Source organism: Mucilaginibacter aurantiaciroseus (assembly GCF_024055595.1).
Classification (GTDB): Bacteria; Bacteroidota; Bacteroidia; order Sphingobacteriales; family Sphingobacteriaceae; genus Mucilaginibacter; species Mucilaginibacter aurantiaciroseus.
In genome coordinates, this window is record NZ_JAMXOF010000004.1 from 249,766 (window position 1) to 268,621 (window position 18,856).

The following is an 18,856-nucleotide window of genomic DNA, read 5'->3' on the forward strand; positions in this document are numbered from 1 at the left end:
AGGGTGGCCCTACACCGTCGCCTCCACCACAATATATGGCGAAAGTGCTTTACTATCCACAGGGATGACCTTGGTGAATACCTTACCTGCCACCCAAATAGCTTTTACAATAGCTTTAGACAGTGATTTCTGTTCTGATTTATTCTCCAGCCATACAGTAAATTTGCCGTGGTAGTAGGCTTTAATATCTTTTAGGCCAAGGGCTTTGCAACTATCGCGCAGTAGGTCGAGGTCCATGCTGTTGATGTTGTGCTTGTCGTAATTGTCTTTATCAAAATTCTTTTGCACCCAGCCATTAACACTTTTAAAATTGGGCAGTGTAATGAACAACGTTCCGCCGGGCTTTAAAAACTTTAGGTGCTCGTTTATGATAAACTGGGTATCGTTAAAATGCTCTATCAAGCCAAATGAAAGCACCATGTCAAACTTTTCGGGTGGCTGATAAGTGAACAGGTCGGCTTCTACAATACCGATATCGCCGAGCTTAAGATCGTTAGCTGCAAGCAATTTGTTAACCAGCTCGGGGTGGATGAAATAATCAAGCAATGTGGTTTTTAATCCCTTGTATTTTTTCAGATAGATAGAATAATACCCCGGGAATCCACCCAGTTCAATAGCATTCTTAATGCCTTTTTCGGCTATCAGTTTGCCTAAAATATCCCCAAAAACATAATTAGGCTTTAGTTTAAATATCAGCCCCTTGCGCGATTCCCAAAACGATTTCCAAAAGGTACGATCTGTTAAGTTATTCTCCATTAACTATTTTCAATACGGGTTTCCGCCTCAGTTTTTTGTTCCAATATGCGCGCCGGGTTGCCTACTGCCACGCAGTTATCAGGTATATCTTTTATAACTACCGCGCCTGCGCCAATAGTTACATTATTACCTATGGTAACATCGCCAATAATACAAACGTTGGCGCCAACATCCACATTATTACCTAAACGCGGGCACGCGGTAAACGTGCCGTTAGCCAGTTTTTTGTGGCCGATGGTAACACAGTTACGTAACACACAGTTTTCGCCGATGATTACCCCCTGGTTAACCACCAATGCCTGCCCGTGGTAAACAATAAGGCCTTTACCTGCGGTAAGTTTTCGGGGAAGTTCGATACCCAAATGCCACTCCACAACAATGCGATACATGATAAGGTGCCAGCAAAACAGTATCTTTAGGATGATGTTGCGGTTAACGATTTGCACCGAGCGAAACAAAAACAAAACCAGCTGCCCTTTTATATTGCCCCGGTTGGCACTCCAATCCTGGAATAAATAGGCTAAAAAGTTCATTGTTGCTTGGCGGTTTTGCTGTTAAACTTCATTTTGATATTAATGAAGCATTCAAAAGTAAAATTTTTAATTTTAGTATCATTATACTTGCCCCGATAAATGAAGGTCGCACTCATCAATACATCAGATTCTGGCGGCGGCGCTGCCGAGGCTTGCATGCGCTTGTTAAAAGCCCTGCAACTGCAACAGGTAAATGTTACCATGGTGGTTCAGCATAAAAAACGTGCGGAAGATGCTGTTTACACCGTTGAGCGCAACATCTTCGGCAAACTGCGGTCTAACATCAACTTCCTGCTGGAACGCATCCCCTTTATGCTTTTTCAGGAGCGGGATAAGCAGGTTAGGTTTGCCTTTTCACCAGCCAACGCCGGTACCGATATCAGCCAATCGAAAGTGATTAAAGAGGCAGATATTATTCATCTGCACTGGACAAACTCCGGTTTCCTGTCCATCAACGACGTAAAAAAACTTATCGCCCTTAACAAACCTATTGTTTGGACGCTACACGATATGTGGGCCTTTACCGGCGGTTGCCATTATGCAGGCCCGTGTAACCATTTTAAAAACCAGTGTGGCAATTGCTATTTTCTGCGTAACCCGGAGGATAATGATATTTCGCACGATGGTTGGGTTGATAAAAAGGATATGCTCAGCATCGCTAAAAACCTATCTGTTGTAACCTGCAGCCATTGGCTGGGCGAAGTAGCCATGAAAAGCACCCTGCTCAAAGGGTTTATTATACAGGCCATTCCTAACCCTATCGACATCGAATTATTCGCACATAAAGATAAGGCTGTAGCACGTGCTAAATGGGGCGTTGATCCGGCTGCTAAAATAATCCTGTTTGGTGCTGCCAATATCAACGACAGGCGTAAAGGTATTAGCTTCTTGGTAAATGCTTTGCAGATATTAAAAGATAAATATGCCAACGAGGCTGTGGAGATAGTGATCTTCGGTAAGAACAAGCACTTCGATACAAGCACCCTTCACTTCCCGGTTAAACAATTAAATACCATAACCTCACCTGCCGACCTTGCTGAGATCTACAGCATGGCCGACGTTTTTGTTTCGCCCGCTGTTGAGGATAACCTGCCCAACATGATCATGGAGGCAATGAGTTGCAGCACACCTGTGGTAGCCTTTAATACCGGTGGCATCCCCGACCTGATAGACCACCAGGTGAATGGCTACATGGCCGAGTTTAAATCATCAACCGATCTGGCAGCCGGTCTTAACGATGTGCTAAATACCGCCAACCGAGATAAATATGCCGCTGCCGCGAGATACAAGGTAAAACGCATGTTTAATAACGAGAAGGTGGCGAGGCAATATATCGACTTGTATAAGTCTGTTCTAAACTCCCCTGAATAATGAAACGTGTGTTATCTGTTATCACCATCGTTTACAATAATGCCAGGGATATCGAGCGAACCCTGCTTTCGGTGCTTGATCAAACTTACGACGCTGTAGAATACATTGTAGTGGATGGCGCATCAAATGATGGTACATTAGAGATCATTAAACGCCATGAAAGCCGCATAGCTAAACTCATCAGCGAGAAAGACAAGGGGATTTATGACGCCATGAACAAAGGCCTCGCTCTTGCCACCGGCGACTATGTGATCTTCATGAACTCGGGAGATGAATTTTACGGCAACGATACCGTTGCTAAAGTTTTCGCTACCGCCCCCGATGCCGACATCTACTACGGCGAAACCGAAATGGTGAATGACGAACGCGAAAGCCTCGGTCAACGCCGCCACAAGGCACCAGATGATTTTACCTGGCGGGGCTTTAAATTTGGCATGAGCATAAGCCACCAGGCTATTTACATCAGGCGCTCACTCACTTCGCCGTACGACCCCAAATATCAGCTAAGCGCCGATATAGATTGGATCATCCGCGCAGCAAAAAAAGCTATCAAAATTGTTAAGGTGGATGGTTATGTGGCTAAATATTTGGTGGGAGGCATGTCTAAAGCAAAACATAAACAAAGCCTTTTAGAACGCTTTGACATCATGAAACGCCATTATGGATTAATACCAACGGTGCTTAACCACGCGGTTATCGCTTTTAATTTGGGTTGGTATTGGTTGAAGAATAAACGGACGAATGATTAAATAATCGCTGTCGAGAGTTTAGCGTAGCGTAACTCGTGATACGGTATAGTGTAAGCATTCTGCTTACGTCAGTTGAAAGCTGACCTTGTGCGCATCACGAGCTGAAAGCTCGCGATAGCATTAACAAAAAAAAGAGCGATAGGTAAACCCCATCGCTCTTTTCATATACTCAAATCCGTAATTATGCTTTCGCTAACTCCGGTTTTTTTGTTTTACGTTCCGCATATACTGCGCCGGCTAAGGCCAGTATCAGCAATATAGAACCCACTAAAGAGATATTCTCGCCAACGTAATATGATGTTGGATGGAAAATAAATTCAACCTTGTGGTTACCTACCGGGATAGTAGCTGCACGCAACAAATAATCGGCACGGTAGTAGGGTTGCTCTTTACCATCGATGTACATTGTCCAGCCTTTATCGTAATAGATCTCGGAGAATACCGCAACCTGGTTAGATGTTGAACCGGTTTGGTAAGTCAAATGATCCGGCTTGTAGCTGGTTAATTCGATAGTACCGTTTACGGTAGCACCTATAGGTTTTGCCTCAACAATACTTTTGTACTGCTGGTCTATCATAGCCTCATCTTTAGGCGAAAAACTACTGATAGCCTGCATTTCCTGGTCGGCATCTTTTACATATTTAACGCTTTTTACAAACCACGCGTGGCCGCAAGCGGTGGCGTTGGCATGCATGCTCGGGCTACCTGTTTTAGGATCGGCAGTAATGATGTATTTAGCGTTAAGCATATCCAAAACATCCTGGTTAATACTCTTGGTAAACTGGTTTTGTATAACCTCATCAAAACGCCTTAACCTGGCTGAATGGAAACCGCCCACTGTTTTATAGAAGTAAGATGAACGCGAATCGCGGAAAGGATCAGCAAGGGTTAGGTCCATAACCCTAAAATTCGGGTCTTTATCGCGGACGATAAATTCATCAATATCCCGAGGTGTATAAGCTTGCGAATACGTGTCTTTATCAACAAAAGTTTCGTCTTTTAAGTAACGTTTGTCAACGCTCCACATATCTACCAAAACAATTGCCATAAAGGCAAACGAAGCAAATGTTAAACTTATTTTTTGTTTGATGACGATGTAAAGCAAGCCAAACGCTAAAGCGATAAAGATGAAAGTACGGATAGCATCGGCACGCTCTAAAGCCTGGCGATCTTCTATTAACGCGTTTGCAACCTGGTTAGCCATTTGGGTGTTTCCCTGGAAAGCCTGTGTTAAGCCGCCTATTAACGTTTGATGCTCGATCGATTTAAAGCTCAGGAATAAACCCGGAACCGCGATCATTACCAACGTTAACCCACCGGTAATGTAAAATGCCAGCTTTACATTTTTAAAGATGTAAGGCTTATCGCGATTTACAAATACCTCGTTCAACGCCAGGAAGCCCAGTATTGGAAAGCATAATGATGCGATAACTAAGGTAGACTCTACCGCGCGGAACTTATTATATAGCGGAAAGTAGTTAAAGAAAAGATCTGACAGGAACGGTAAATTTTTACCGAACGACAGGAAGACACTTAAAAGTACTGCTGATAACAGCCACCACTTGATCCTGTTTTTGACAATCAATAATCCTAAAACAAAAAGGAAGAATACAATCGCCCCGAAATACCATGGCCCATTTGTGCTTGGCTTGTTACCCCAATAAACAGATAGCTGGCTTGCAAATTGTTGTGCCTGCGCAGGGTCTACATGATTTTCAGTCAACACTTTTACAACTTTAGAATCTTCGGCTGCAGGGGCACCACTGGCGCCACCATATGCATTAGGGATAAAGAATGTAAAAACTTCACTTACGCTTTCACTCCAGTTATAAGCGTAGTCCTTATCGAGGCCTGTGGTTACCGCACCGGTTTCGCTTTTCAAGTTAGGTTTACCACGGATGGTGTATTTGCTGTATTCGTAAGTGGTCCATAAAGAACCTGCGTTTACGATGACTGCCAAAATAGTAGCAGCAGATAGGTAAGCTATCGATTTTAAAAACGGCGCGGTTTGCTTTGCTTTAATGGCGTGATAAAGCTCGATACCTACTAAAATGGCCATAGCCAATAGCAGGTAAAAGGTCATCTGCACGTGATTAGAGCGGATCTCCATCGCAAGGAAAAATGCGGTTAATGCTCCACCGGTAATATATTTGCCCCTAAGCGTAAGAATGATACTGGCCACTATTGGTGCAAAGAATGCGATAGCGTAAGCCTGGTTAGCGTGCCCCGCCTCGATATATATAAAGTTATATGAAGAGAACGCGAACGCTACAGCGCCCGTTGCTGCCAGCCAGTTATTCAGTTTAAGGGTGCAAAATAAAAAGTATGCGCCAAAAAGGTATAATAAAATGGTATCAACCGGATTAGGAAAAACCGTTTTTAAAGCATCAATAACGTATGTGGTTACGTTTTTGCCGTACTTGGCCCAAATTTGGTAGCTTGGCATCCCGCCAAACATTTGGTTTGTCCATAATGGGGCTTCGCCGGTTGCGGCTTTAACATCCATTATCTCTTTCTGCATGGCTTTGGCCTGCAAAACATCACCCTGGTACATTATTTTACCCTGCATTAAAGGGTTAAAGAAATAGGCAAATGTTAGTACGAAAAATATTGCAGCGACTATAAGATGCCCACTATTCCGCTTGATCCAGTTGTTCATTTAAACTCTTTTAGGGATAATAATTATAATCGTCAAAAATAGAAAATTGAATGAGATTAGAAACGATAAGTTTTTATAAGATATTCACTTAGCAATTATGGGGTTGGTTGCTTAAATAAAAGAACATGAATATCATTAATATGATACTGACAACATAAACAACAATGTTAAGCTTATTAAATTCCCCGCGGTTACGGCGAATGTTGTAAACATTATAAAATGCAAGGCCAGCAATGGCTACCCAAAAAAAATTATTTATCGTGTTGCAGCCGGTAAACAACTGCGTTAATAACGCCAGCACAATACAGTTTGTTAGTATTAACAGTACGGTTGGCGGGGTATTATTGTGGCCGCGCCTGCGTTTATATAGCCCTTCGGGTAACATTGGTTTATTTTATTTCTTCGTAATCTACAAATTCTCCCTCAGAATCAGGAACAGAACTTTTTGCATCGGGTTTATAATCTACCCGCACCCGGCCATCAGGCTTGGGCTGCTGATAATTTTGCTGTTGGCGAGCTTGCTGCTGCGTTTTATTAATGACGCTATTAAACAGCATAGGCAATAATATCCGCACAAGGCTGCGGATGATATATAACGAACAAATGGCAATTATTAAAAAACGGATCAAGCCCATCTGGTATTTTATTTTATAGTACAAATATAAGCATATAACGCAAAAAATGTTTCATTATGATATTTATGCATAATGAAAGAGGGTTGAAAAGTAAAAACTATTTATTAAAGCTTTTACTTTCGAAATTGATCCCTGGCCGGCCAGGGCCACATTAGGTAAGATACAGCTTGTTATGACCAACAATACGAATGTTTACGGCGGCATATCTATGCCCATACTTTCAGGTATGTAATTATCCCCGTTGGCGTGCATACAATCGCAACCGTCAATTTTAGGAATTATGCTGAGGTTGAACAGGCCTTCCATTTAGCCAATTAAGGTTGATAGAAATTAGCTTAAAATCAGATAGATCTGAACAAAACGCCTGCGCTTGCTTACACAAGCGCAGGCGTTTTTATTACGAGAATTTTTCTTCCATCATTTTTTCCAGCGCAAACATCTCATCACGCAGCTTGGCGGCTAACAGGAAATCCATGTTTTTTGCTGCCGCGACCATGTTCTTGCGGGTGTTGTCGATAGATTTTTTCAAGTCCGGCTTGGTCATGTACTGAACAATTGGGTCTGCGGCAAGGGTCATGGTATCGGTTTCCACGTAGGCTTGTTGTACACCCCCTTTAAAGTCGACCACCGAGGTTTGCTCCATGATCTCTTCTTTTGATTTACCCACCGTACGCGGCGTAATGCCATGCTCGGTATTGTATTTTATCTGCAGATCGCGGCGGCGGTTAGTTTCGTCCATCGTAATCTGCATCGAATTGGTTATTTTATCGGCATACATAATAACCCGGCCCCTGTCGTTACGGGCAGCACGGCCAATGGTTTGGATCAGCGAGCGCTCCGACCGTAAGAACCCTTCCTTATCCGCATCTAAAATAGCCACTAACGATACCTCCGGTAAATCCAGCCCTTCGCGAAGCAAGTTGATCCCTATCAGCACATCAAACTCCCCGAGGCGAAGGCCACGCAGGATCTCTACCCGCTGCAAAGTTTTTACTTCCGAGTGGATGTAACGGCATTTGATACCCAACCTGTCCATATACTTGGCTAATTCTTCGGCCATGCGTTTGGTTAGGGTGGTTACCAATATACGGTCGCCCATTTTAATGGTTTTGTCTACCTCATCAAGCAAATCATCAACCTGGTTTATCACCGGGCGAATCTCTATTATCGGGTCAAGCAGTCCCGTAGGGCGGATCACCTGTTCCACAACTACACCGCCCGATTTTTCCAGTTCGAAATCAGCAGGCGTTGCGCTTACATATATCGTTTGTGGTGCAAGACGCTCAAACTCCTGGAAGTTTAGCGGCCTGTTATCCATCGCCGCAGGCAAACGGAAACCATAATCAACCAAGGAGATCTTCCTCGACCTATCGCCACCATACATGGCCCTTATTTGCGGCACAGTTACGTGGCTCTCATCAATTACCATCAGGTAATCATCGGGGAAATAGTCTAATAAGCAGAAGGGGCGCATACCCGGCTCGCGGCCATCAAAAAAGCGCGAGTAATTTTCGATACCGCTACAATAACCTAACTCGCGGATCATCTCTAGGTCGTAATTTACCCTTTCTTCAAGTCGTTTTGCCTCAATGAAGCGGCCATCATCAATAAACTGCTTTTTACGGGTTTCCAGCTCTTCCTGTATGGCCCAAACCGATTGCTGGAAGCGTTCGCGCGGGGCAACGTAAAGGTTGGCGGGGTAAACCACCATGTGCGTCATCTTCTCGATGGTTTTACCAGTGGTGATGTCAAAAGTGCTTAGCTCCTCAATATCATCCCCAAAAAAGCTGATTCGGTAAGCATAATCCATATACGCCGGGAAAATATCTACGGTATCGCCCTTTACACGGAAAGTGCCGCGTTTAAAATCGGCTGTGGTGCGGGCATAAAGTATCTCAACAAGTCTATGTAAAAATGCGTTCCTGCTAATACGGGTACCAACTGCGAATTTGAATACCGAATTGGCAAAATCCTCGGGGTTACCCATACCATAAATACAGGATATAGACGATACCACAATAACATCCCGCCTGCCGCTCATAAGCGACGAGGTAGTGCGCAAACGCAGTTTTTCAATCTCCTCGTTTATCTGCAGGTCTTTTTCAATATAGGTATTTGATGAAGGGATGAACGCCTCGGGCTGGTAATAATCGTAATAGGAAACAAAGTAATTTACCGCGTTTTCGGGGAAAAACTGTTTAAACTCGCCATAAAGCTGTGCCGCCAAAGTTTTGTTGTGGCTAAGTATCAGCGTTGGCTTTTGTGTTTGCTCAATTACGTTGGCTATGGTAAACGTTTTACCGGATCCGGTTACCCCCAACAGGGTTTGGAAAGGGTCGGCATTGTTTACCCCATCAACCAGTTGCTTAATAGCGGTGGGCTGGTCGCCCGAGGGTACGTACTGAGAAGTTATTTTAAAATCCATTACTCAAATGTAGCAATTAGTGGTTAGAGATTTGTGATTAGGCTGTCAAGATTGCTAAGCTTTTTAGTTGCTTTATCACTGGTAATGTTTACAAATAACATATGTGCCCGTGACAGTCTTATGTCAGCATCTTTTTTATACAACCAACTTTTTTGAATAATGATTGCTTAATTCCGTCTATTTCGCAATCTTTAAGCAAGATTTGAGAAAGTGTTTTATCTCAAGTTTCATAGCCAACGTCTCAGATCTATTCATGCAGCCTTTCATCCTTAATAAAACTAATAGTATTGCCAACCATTTTTTAGCTGAACTGCGCGATGTTATTATTCAGCAGGATAAATACCGTTTCCGCAAAAACCAGGAAAGGCTTGGCGAGATAATGGCTTACGAGATCAGCAAAACCCTTGTTTACGAAAGCACTGACGTACAAACGCCATTAGGCACAGCAAGCATCAACTTAGCAACCGAACAACCGGTTATAGCCACCATATTGCGCGCCGGCCTGCCCTTTCACCAAGGCTTTATTAACTTTTTTGACCGTGCCGATAGTGCCTTTATTACCGCTTGCCGCAAGGTTAAAAAGAACGGGGGATTCACAATACAGATAGACCAGATCTCGGCCCCGAATCTTGAAGGTAAAACATTAATTATGTGCGATACCATGCTGGCCACAGGGCAAAGCACCGCACTGGTTTGTAAAGAGATCATCGCCCGATACAAATTGAAGGCCCTGCACATAGTGGCCGTTATTGCCAGCACCGAGGGCATTGCCCACGTACGCGCAAACCTGCCCAACGCCAAAGTTTGGGTATGCGCTGTTGATGAGGAAATGACCAGTAAAGCTTATATCGTACCAGGCTTAGGCGATGCGGGCGATCTGGCATTTGGGGAGAAGATGTGAGTAGATTTACGATAGACGATTTTAGAATTACGATTTGAATATAATAACTTTGCTTTCATGCCACAATCTGATATCGTAAATCGTACATCTAAAATATATCGCCACATTTTCTTCGACCTTGACCACACCATTTGGGACTTTGATAAAAACGCCAAAGAAACCCTGCACGAACTTTACAGCACTTACAAATTAAAAGAGATCGGCCTGCACTCTGCCGACCTGTTCATAGAAACCTATACCCGCCACAATCACCGCCTTTGGGCAGATTACCACCTGGGCAGGATAAGTAAGGATGAATTGCGCGAGGAACGTTTTAAATCAACCTTTATTGAGCTTGGCATAAACCCCGACCTGATGCCCGCCGATTTTGAGGACGCTTATGTAAACCTTGGCCCAACCAAAACAAACCTGTTCCCCCATGCACACGAAACGCTGGCCTATCTGCAAAGCAAGTACACGCTGCATCTGATCTCTAACGGGTTTAAAGAATCTACCGAGATGAAGGTAGCAGGTACCAACCTTGCGCCCTATTTTCAAAACATCATCATATCCGAAGTGGTGGGTGTTAACAAACCCGACCCGCAGATATTTCACCACGCTATTGAACTGGCCGGGGCAACCATCCCCGAAAGTGTGATGATAGGCGACAGTATCGAAGCCGATATCCGCGGCGCCATGGGTGTTGGTATGGATGCCATTTATTTTAACCCCGCCGGCCTCGAAAAACCCGCCGATGTTACCGTACAGGTTACTCATTTAAAAGAGTTAACTTTATTACTATGAACATTGCCAAAGAGCGCCGCGCCATTGACGCTGCATTAGATAACTACCGCCAATTGCTGAATGGTTTTTCTGATGAGCACTTTACCCAAACCCCACCTGTGGGCGGCTGGAGCTATGCAGAGGTGTATGACCACATCCTGAAATCGAGCCTGGGGTCTACCATCGCGCTGGAGCGATGTACGAATAACAACTGCCCGCCGACTAAAAAAGGAATGAACTTTTGGGGATATTATGTAATGGCTACCGGCCTTTTCCCGCCGGGGAAGCTGAAAGTACCTGAGGCTATGGCTGATAAGATCACCCCTAAGAAGATCAGTATCGAGGATGCCAAAAACTTCATCATAAAAACCCGCAAACGGATTGAGGGCGTTACCTGCCTGATTGCCGATGCCAAAGAAAACGCACGCTGGCTGCACCCGCGCCTGGGCATGCTTAACGCGGCGCAATGGTTCAAGTTTACCCGCCTACACCTGCAGCATCATACAAAACAGTTAGAGCGCATTAAAAGTAATTTTGCAAAGGGTTAAAAACACGCAAAATGTTCACGTTCACGTTTGCGAACACATGCGTTTTTTTGCAAAAACCTCATTGTCAGCTCCTTGTATTTTACAATGGTGTCAAAACAATGCCACCACTTTATCCAAATTAATTTCACGTCAATTTCATATGAAAAAGGTAATTTAACGTAAACAAAACGCCCGTAAAACGGCCTGTAAACCAAGTTTTTGAATTATTTTTTTTAACCTGTAACCTTTAACATTTAACACTGTCTTAACACTATTATAATTTGATTAGTTCATATTTGTAAAAATAAGGAAAGATGAATTTTGAATTTACTTACTTGTTTGTAACAGGATTACTGGTATTGCTTGGTGCATTCTATCTAAGCCCTTACGAACTAAAGGTTAACGAAGACGACGACGAGGAATAAGCCCCCCCCGCCAACCAAGCCTGCCAGCGCATTTAATTTAACGGCTATTTATAGCCCTGCAATTTTTAATGGCAAAACGCGAAGTAGATATAGTTATCATATCTGATGTCCATTTAGGCACATATGGCTGCCACGCCAAAGAACTCCTCAAATATCTTAAAAGTATAAAGCCCAAAATGCTTATCCTCAACGGGGATATCATCGATATTTGGCAATTCAGCAAATCGTACTGGCCCGAAGCACACATGAAGGTGGTGCGCCGCATCCTTAAATTTGTTACCGAGGGCGTGCCCGTGTATTACCTTACCGGCAACCACGACGAGATGCTGCGCAAATTTACCGATTTTAACCTCGGCACTTTTCAGCTGCTAGATAAAATAGTGCTTAATATCGACGGTAAAAAGGCCTGGATCTTCCATGGCGATGTGTTTGATGTTACCATGCAGCACTCTAAATGGCTGGCCAAAATGGGCGCCGTTGGGTACGATACTTTGATCATCATCAACAGCATTACCAACTGGTTTTTAACGGCTATAGGCCGCGAGAAAATGAGTTTTTCGCAAAAAATAAAGGCCAAGTTTAAAGACGCCGTAAAATTCATTAACCAGTTTGAGCAAACCGCTGCCGACCTGGCCGTAGAGAAAGCCTACACATACGTTATTTGCGGGCATATCCACCACGCCGAGATCCGCACCATTCAATCTACCGAACAAACGGGCTCGGTACTGTACCTCAACAGCGGCGACTGGGTAGAAAGCCTTAGTGCCTTAGAATACCACAATAACGACTGGACCATATTTAAATACCTCCCCGAAGATTTTAAGCAAGACAACGACGAAGACGACATTACCGACGCCGAAGACCTCGACGCCAAACTGGACGTACGCAGTTTATTAGAGAGATTTAAGCAGGAAGCGCATTAACCTATATCATACAATTTAAATTGTGTGACTTCTGCTTTTATTTGGTACTTCTTACTTATTTAATCTACTAAATCAGTAACCCACTTAGGCGAATCTGGTGACACATATATCTCTTAGATTGGATGAAATCTGTAACGTTGCTTCAAACATTGCATTAACTTTATTTAGTTTACCTCTTTCATACCAATCTTTGTAAACCTCAACCCATTCAGGTTAATTAAATTTTGAATGTAATCCTTCATATGAATCTTTAAACTTATCGACTCGATTAAAATACAACTTGTTAGTTTGAAGTAAATGCACAAACTTGGCAAAATTCATATAACGCCAGATTGAAGCCTTATCGTCCCGAACTTCGAATTGTTTATGTGCTTTAATTTCCACTGTAATTTAATTTAACCTGTTAAGACTTTAAAACTACATAAATCAATCCAGTCACTTCAGCATCTTATATCTAAGAGATCATTCTTTTAATAAAGTGTTTTGGGTCTTTGCAAAAAACATCTTAACGTATTTACAAATTATCTGCTATTCATCATTTAATAATCTTGGATACATATTTCTTTACTAAATTGCCCGCAATTCTACGCGTATGAAAATATTGTTCGGTATACAGGGTACAGGGAATGGCCATATTAGCCGCGCCCGCGAGATCGTTCCCCTGTTGCAGCAATATGGCGAGGTGGACCTGCTGGTTAGCGGCACCGAAGCCGAGGTAAGCCTGAGCCAGCCGCTTAAATACCGTTTCCATGGCTTTAGCTTTGTGTTCGGTAAAAATGGCGGGGTAGATAACTGGGCTACCTTCAAGATCATGAACCTGCGCCAGCTTTGGAAGGATATGCATAGCATACCTCTCGAACAGTACGACCTTATTATTAACGATTTTGAACCCGTTAGCGCCTGGGCCTGTCGCCTGCAAAAGGTGCCGTCGGTATCGTTAAGTCACCAATGCTCGTTTGTATCTCAAAAAACGCCTCGCCCAAAAAAATGGAACTATGCCGAGTGGCTTTTTAAATATTACTCGCCCACCACGCACCATATAGGTTTCCACTTTGAACGGTACGATGATTTTATTCACACCCCGGTTATCCGCAGCGACATTCGCCAGATGGTGACCAGCAACCTGGGCCATTACGCCGTTTACCTGCCCGCCTACAGCGATAAAACACTCATAAAAAACCTTAAAGCAACCAATGCCGAGTGGCAGATTTTTAGCAAGCGTACCAAAATAGCCTACCGTGAAGGGAACGTAAGCGTGTTCCCGGTAAATAACGAGGCGTTTAACATTAGTTTGGCAAGTTGCGCCGGCCTGCTTACAGGTGGTGGTTTTGAAGGCCCTGCCGAGGCGCTGTTCCTGGGTAAAAAGGTTTTGATGATCCCGATGCGCGGCCAGTACGAGCAGCAGTGCAACGCGCTATCGGCCTCCAAACTGGGGGTAGAAGTGGTGCACACCATAGGCCCCGATTTTGTACAGCGCATAAACCACTGGATAGCCGACGACCGCCGCATTGTAGTCGATTTTCCCGATGAGACCGCCCGGATAGTGGATGAGATGATGAAAAAGTACGCGAGGAAATGCGTATAAGTTTGGTGAGCCTGTCGAACCATTAGCTGCTTTGATAAGTCTTCGACAAGCTCAGACTGACAATTAAATACTGCCCATCCCAACACTCTAAAATTTTGTGCTAATTTTGCAGCCAATAGCCAACCGGTATGATCAGTATTTTTAAAGTATTTAATCCGCTTAACGTATTATGGCTGGCCATTTTGATCTTTGTGCTGCGTATAGGTTATCTAATTGAAGCGCCCCATAAACTCCAGTTTATATTTGTAGAACCCTTTGCCCGCCTGCTCATCCCTGCATCATATGAATACGCCTTTTCGCCCGTTGCCAATGTTTTCCTGGCGGGGCTTATGGTGTTAGCGCAGGCATTACTGCTAAATTACCTCGTTAACTATTACAACCTTTTGGGCCGTTCCACTTTTTTACCGGCACTGATGTATGTTACGGTAACCGCGCTGTTTGCCCCTTTCATAACTTTGAGCGCACCGCTTATCTGTAATTTCCTGCTCATCTGGATGCTGTTCAAGCTCTTCAGCCTCTACAAAAGCGACGATGCCAAATCCACCGCTTATGATCTGGGGATGATCGTTGCCATCGGCTCCATTATTTATCTGCCCTATATTTACCTGTTCCTGTCTATCTGGATAGCCCTGATCATATTTAAACCCGTTAACTGGCGCGAATGGCTTTCGGGCGTGTTGGGATATGCCACCGTTTTCTTCTTTATAGCGGTGTTTTATTACCTCAATAATAAGCTGGGTAACTTTTATCACATATGGGCGCCGCTGGGCAGCAAGTTTCCAAAAAGCATCAACATCAAAAACTATAATTACCTGGTACTGATACCCGTGTTGCTTATTTTAGTACTATACTTTTTCAAATTACAACAAAACTATTATAAAAGTTATGTGCAGGTGCGTAAATCGTTCCAGCTATTGTTCGCTATATTTTTAATTGGCGGGCTGTCCTTTTACGTAAAAACGGAGTTTAATCTTAACCATTTTTTACTGTGCGCTGTGCCTGCAGCGGTATTTTTTTCGTACTATTTTATTAACGCCAATGTGAAGTGGATGTACGAAAGTTTGTATTTATTGCTGCTTATCAGCATCATATATTTTCAGTTTAACACTTTTTAACTTTTACATTCGTTCAAATTTCATAGGTTATATTAGTTTTGTACCATGAAATTTGGTGTAGTAATTTTCCCCGGCTCAAATTGCGATGAGGATATCATCCACGTTCTTCAAAATGTAATGGGCCAGCAGGTGGTGCGTTTGTGGCATAAAGACCATGATTTGCAAGGTGCTGAGTTTATTGTTTTGCCGGGCGGTTTCTCGTTTGGCGACTACCTTCGGTCGGGCGCTATTGCCCGCTTCTCGCCTATTATGCAAGAAGTTATACAGTTTGCAGCCAAGGGCGGTAAGGTGTTGGGTATTTGCAACGGCTTCCAGATATTGACAGAGGCAGGCCTTTTACCGGGTGCATTGCTGCACAACAAAAACCGCAAGTTTATTTGCCGCAACATCCACATGAAAGCGCAAACCACAAACTCGTTGGTTACGCAGCTGATAGACCCGCAACGCGCGTTAAAAATACCTTTGGCCCATGGCGAGGGTAATTATTTTGCCGATGCCGATGTATTAAAGGCGATAAATGATAACGACCAGGTATTATTCCGCTATTGCGACGAGGCCGGTAACATTACCGACGATAGCAACCCTAACGGCTCTATCGAAAACATTGCAGGCGTTACCAACGCAGGCCGCAACGTATTTGGCTTTATGCCACACCCCGAGCGTGCTTCAGAGAGCCTGGTAGGCAACGAAGACGGACTGGCTATTTTTGAATCGATATTATCACTGGCGAGAGCTTAAATGCCAAACCTGGTTATTGATATTGGCAACACTTTTACAAAAGTAGCCGTTTTTGAAAATGACGACCTGCTTAAAGTGGAGCAATACCCGCAACCAACCGGGCAAAACATCAATGGCTTTTTAAGCGATTATAAAATTGACGGGGTTATCATATCATCTGTAAAAACAAATAAACAACCCTGGCAAACCGCGCTGGAACAAGAATTTAGCGTAATACAATTTAACAGTAGCATAACGGCGGGCATAAATAACCAATACAGATCCCCTAAAACACTTGGTGCCGATAGGCTTGCAGCGGTAATTGGGGCCAGTTATTTATTTCCCAATACCAACAACATCATAATAAGCGGGGGCACCTGCATCACTTATGACTTTGTTGACGCCGGCGCAAATTATTTTGGCGGCAGTATATCACCGGGATTAAATATGCGTTATAAAGCCGTTAACCATTATACCGCGGCCCTGCCTTTGGTAGAAGCCGACGAAAATTTTAACGCTGCATATGGTGATGACACCACATCGGCCATCATATCGGGTGTGCAAAACGGGGTTAAATATGAGCTGCAAGGCTTCATAAACGAGTACATAAAAACAACACAAGGGTACAATATTATACTAAGCGGGGGCGATAGTATTTTTTTTGATACTCTATTGAAAAATAGCATCTTTGCCCCCTATATTAAAATTGAGCCTTACCTGGTTCTTAAAGGATTAAACGCAGCGATACAAAAGCATAATGACTAAACATATAAGGTTCCTGATAATACTGTTCTTATTTACGGCAACGGCACTGGGCGTAAAGGCGCAATCTACTGCAACTACCAGTTCCCCATATTCGCGTTACGGTATTGGTGATATTAACCCGATGTTGTTACCGCAAAATTCTGCCATGGGCGGTATTGGGGTTGCAACAAATACGATCAACGGTTTTTTTTCGGTAAACCCGCTTAACCCTGCATCAAACGCAAACATTGGTTTAACAATAATTGATATTGGTGTAAGGGGCTCTTTCAACACGCTTGAAAAATCGGGCCAAACGTCGCAACGCAACGCAAACTTCAGGTTAAGCCATATCGCATTTGGTATCCCAGTATCAAAACGCTCTGCCATTACCTTCGGCTTAATGCCGTACAGCGAGCTTGGCTACAGCTACAGGCAAATAAACCCTAACTTCGGTACAGGCGCATCCGCAGATACCAATGCTGTAAATTATATATACAATGGCGATGGTGGTTTATCAAGGTTTTATTTAGGGTATGGTTTTGGCATTGGCAAACACTTATCAGTTGGTGCAAGTGCTTCCTATATATTTGGTAATTTAAAAGAAAGGCAGTCTACCGAGATCCCCACCCTGCCCGGTACTTTAAACTCACGTATCGAAGAAAGCAACAGCATAAAAGGTTTAAATTATGATTTTGGTGTGCAATACGGCATCGATTTTTCTGAAAAGAAACGCTTAACATTCGGTTACTCCGCATCGGCCAATACAAAATTAAATTCCACAAACAGTTACATAGTTAGCAGCTATTACCGCAATGCTAACGGCGATGAAGGTGTAGCTACAGATAGTTTGGTTAATACCCAGCAACCATCTGCCAAAATACAGTTACCCATGATAAACCGCTTTGGTATAGCATTCCAAAACCAGGGTAAATATTTAGTAGGGGTAGATTATACCATGAGCAATTGGTCTAAATTAACCGTTGCGGGTGTTAATAAAGGGCTTCGCGATAGCCGTACATTAAACATAGGCGGCCAGTTTACACCAAACATAAACTCCCTGTCTAACTATTTTGCAGCAGTTGATTATCGCCTCGGTTTTATTTATGATCAAACTTACATTAACGTAAACAGCACCGATATAAAACGTTACGCGGCAACGTTTGGGGTTGGTTTACCATTAAGGTCTAACACCACATCAACCTTTTACAAGGTAAACATAGGCGCCGAAATTGGAAAACGCGGTACAATTGTTAGCGGTTTAGTTAAAGAAAACTACATTAACCTACACCTGTCGTTCACCCTTAACGATAAGTGGTTCCAGAAATACAAGTTCGATTAATATCCATCGTAATGCAAAGCAGGCTTAAACAACTGAGCATTTATTTACCGGCTGTTTTTATAGCCCTGCTTTTAAGCGCTTGCGAAAACGACCTTAACAAGGTAAAAGCTATTGCCGCCGCCGATGCAACCAAGCCTATCCAGCGCACAACCGGTGTAGATATGATCTTAAGCGACTCCGGGTTTGTAAAAGCACAGCTCACAGCACCCCTGCTTATACAATACGATACCAAAAAAGACCCTTACAGCGTAATGCCTAAAGGGGTTAAAGTGGTATTGTATAACCGCGCTTTAAAAGAAGATATCAATATAATTGCTGATACCGGTTATTACTACAAAGAAAAAGATCTTATCATATTCCATAAAAACGTAGTAGCTACCCGTAACGACGGGATAGTTTACAGATCGGAAGAATTAATTTGGGATAAAAACAAAAAGCAAACCTATTCAAACAAGAATGTGCTTATGACAAAGCCTAATGGTGAACAAATGACCGGCACCAGCTTTGTAAGCGATGATAAATTCTTAAATCCTAAGTTTCAAAACTCTACCGCTATCATCCATGTTGATGGCGGCCTCGCCCAATAATAGCCTCAATTTTTTTCGCAAAATTTTGTGTTATAGAATTTTAGTAAAAATTGTATCTTGCGCCTCTTTTTGAGAATATAAAACATAGAAAAATTATATGGGC

General features: G+C 43.2%; 17 protein-coding genes. 12 read left to right on the forward strand and 5 right to left on the reverse strand.

All coding sequences use genetic code 11. The annotated features are described in order from the left end of the window. Positions 1 to 9: 9 nt before the first annotated feature. A complete protein-coding gene (locus tag NAF17_RS17080; protein WP_252759236.1) occupies positions 10 to 756 on the reverse strand; it encodes a class I SAM-dependent methyltransferase in 747 nt (248 codons plus the stop codon). Continuing rightward, on the reverse strand, positions 756 to 1,289 hold the full coding sequence (locus NAF17_RS17085; protein WP_252759237.1) for a serine acetyltransferase: 534 nt from the start codon (positions 1,287 to 1,289) through the stop codon (positions 756 to 758). Before NAF17_RS17085 ends, NAF17_RS17080 begins: the two co-directional genes overlap by 1 nt. 99 nt (positions 1,290 to 1,388) lie before the next feature. Here NAF17_RS17085 and NAF17_RS17090 point away from each other — a divergent pair, with 99 nt between their 5' ends. Continuing rightward, on the forward strand, positions 1,389 to 2,660 hold the full coding sequence (locus NAF17_RS17090) for a glycosyltransferase (RefSeq protein WP_252759238.1): 1,272 nt from the start codon (positions 1,389 to 1,391) through the stop codon (positions 2,658 to 2,660). After that, entirely contained in the window at positions 2,660 to 3,409 is a 750-nt protein-coding gene (locus tag NAF17_RS17095; RefSeq protein WP_252759239.1) for a glycosyltransferase family 2 protein, read from the forward strand. Before NAF17_RS17090 ends, NAF17_RS17095 begins: the two co-directional genes overlap by 1 nt. Before the next feature lie 181 nt (positions 3,410 to 3,590). Here NAF17_RS17095 and NAF17_RS17100 read toward each other — a convergent pair whose 3' ends face one another. From NAF17_RS17100 to uvrB, 3 genes are all read right to left on the reverse strand, one after another. Then, the gene (locus tag NAF17_RS17100; protein ID WP_370341421.1) at positions 3,591 to 5,978 is read right to left on the reverse strand and encodes a YfhO family protein; all 2,388 of its coding nucleotides are present in this window, start codon (positions 5,976 to 5,978) and stop codon (positions 3,591 to 3,593) included. Between the two features lie 479 nt (positions 5,979 to 6,457). Next, positions 6,458 to 6,727: a DUF4834 family protein gene (locus tag NAF17_RS17105; RefSeq protein ID WP_252759241.1), complete on the reverse strand. Its 270-nt coding sequence runs from the start codon at positions 6,725 to 6,727 to the stop codon at positions 6,458 to 6,460. 373 nt (positions 6,728 to 7,100) lie between these two features. Then, the gene (gene uvrB / locus NAF17_RS17110; RefSeq protein WP_252759242.1) at positions 7,101 to 9,128 is read right to left on the reverse strand and encodes an excinuclease ABC subunit UvrB; all 2,028 of its coding nucleotides are present in this window, start codon (positions 9,126 to 9,128) and stop codon (positions 7,101 to 7,103) included. Between the two features lie 253 nt (positions 9,129 to 9,381). Here uvrB and upp point away from each other — a divergent pair, with 253 nt between their 5' ends. The 10 genes from upp to lptC all read left to right on the forward strand — a co-directional run bounded on the left by upp (position 9,382) and on the right by lptC (position 18,753). Further along, the gene (gene upp / locus NAF17_RS17115; RefSeq protein ID WP_252759243.1) at positions 9,382 to 10,029 is read left to right on the forward strand and encodes a uracil phosphoribosyltransferase; all 648 of its coding nucleotides are present in this window, start codon (positions 9,382 to 9,384) and stop codon (positions 10,027 to 10,029) included. A 57-nt stretch (positions 10,030 to 10,086) separates the two neighbouring features. Next, a complete protein-coding gene (locus NAF17_RS17120; RefSeq protein WP_252759244.1) occupies positions 10,087 to 10,812 on the forward strand; it encodes a YjjG family noncanonical pyrimidine nucleotidase in 726 nt (241 codons plus the stop codon). Continuing rightward, positions 10,809 to 11,339 carry a DinB family protein gene (locus NAF17_RS17125; RefSeq protein WP_252759245.1) on the forward strand — a complete coding sequence of 177 codons (531 nt, stop codon included), beginning with the start codon at positions 10,809 to 10,811 and terminating at the stop codon, positions 11,337 to 11,339. The genes NAF17_RS17120 and NAF17_RS17125 overlap by 4 nt, the downstream gene beginning before the upstream one ends. A 472-nt stretch (positions 11,340 to 11,811) precedes the next feature. Further along, complete coding sequence (locus NAF17_RS17130; protein ID WP_252759246.1) at positions 11,812 to 12,666, forward strand: UDP-2,3-diacylglucosamine diphosphatase; 855 nt, start codon at positions 11,812 to 11,814, stop codon at positions 12,664 to 12,666. A 592-nt stretch (positions 12,667 to 13,258) separates the two neighbouring features. Then, positions 13,259 to 14,251 (forward strand): glycosyltransferase family protein, encoded by a 993-nt coding sequence (locus NAF17_RS17135; protein WP_252759247.1) that lies wholly within the window; start codon positions 13,259 to 13,261, stop codon positions 14,249 to 14,251. 128 nt (positions 14,252 to 14,379) lie between these two features. Continuing rightward, positions 14,380 to 15,366: a DUF6427 family protein gene (locus NAF17_RS17140; protein WP_252759248.1), complete on the forward strand. Its 987-nt coding sequence runs from the start codon at positions 14,380 to 14,382 to the stop codon at positions 15,364 to 15,366. A 45-nt stretch (positions 15,367 to 15,411) separates the two neighbouring features. Continuing rightward, positions 15,412 to 16,104 carry a phosphoribosylformylglycinamidine synthase subunit PurQ gene (purQ, locus tag NAF17_RS17145; RefSeq protein ID WP_252759249.1) on the forward strand — a complete coding sequence of 231 codons (693 nt, stop codon included), beginning with the start codon at positions 15,412 to 15,414 and terminating at the stop codon, positions 16,102 to 16,104. Further along, complete coding sequence (locus NAF17_RS17150; RefSeq protein ID WP_252759250.1) at positions 16,105 to 16,848, forward strand: type III pantothenate kinase; 744 nt, start codon at positions 16,105 to 16,107, stop codon at positions 16,846 to 16,848. It begins immediately after the preceding gene. Continuing rightward, a complete protein-coding gene (bamG, locus tag NAF17_RS17155) occupies positions 16,841 to 18,166 on the forward strand; it encodes a BamG family beta-barrel-assembly machinery protein (RefSeq protein ID WP_252759251.1) in 1,326 nt (441 codons plus the stop codon). Before NAF17_RS17150 ends, bamG begins: the two co-directional genes overlap by 8 nt. An 11-nt stretch (positions 18,167 to 18,177) precedes the next feature. After that, positions 18,178 to 18,753 (forward strand): LPS export ABC transporter periplasmic protein LptC, encoded by a 576-nt coding sequence (gene lptC / locus NAF17_RS17160; RefSeq protein WP_252759252.1) that lies wholly within the window; start codon positions 18,178 to 18,180, stop codon positions 18,751 to 18,753. Positions 18,754 to 18,856: the final 103 nt, after the last annotated feature.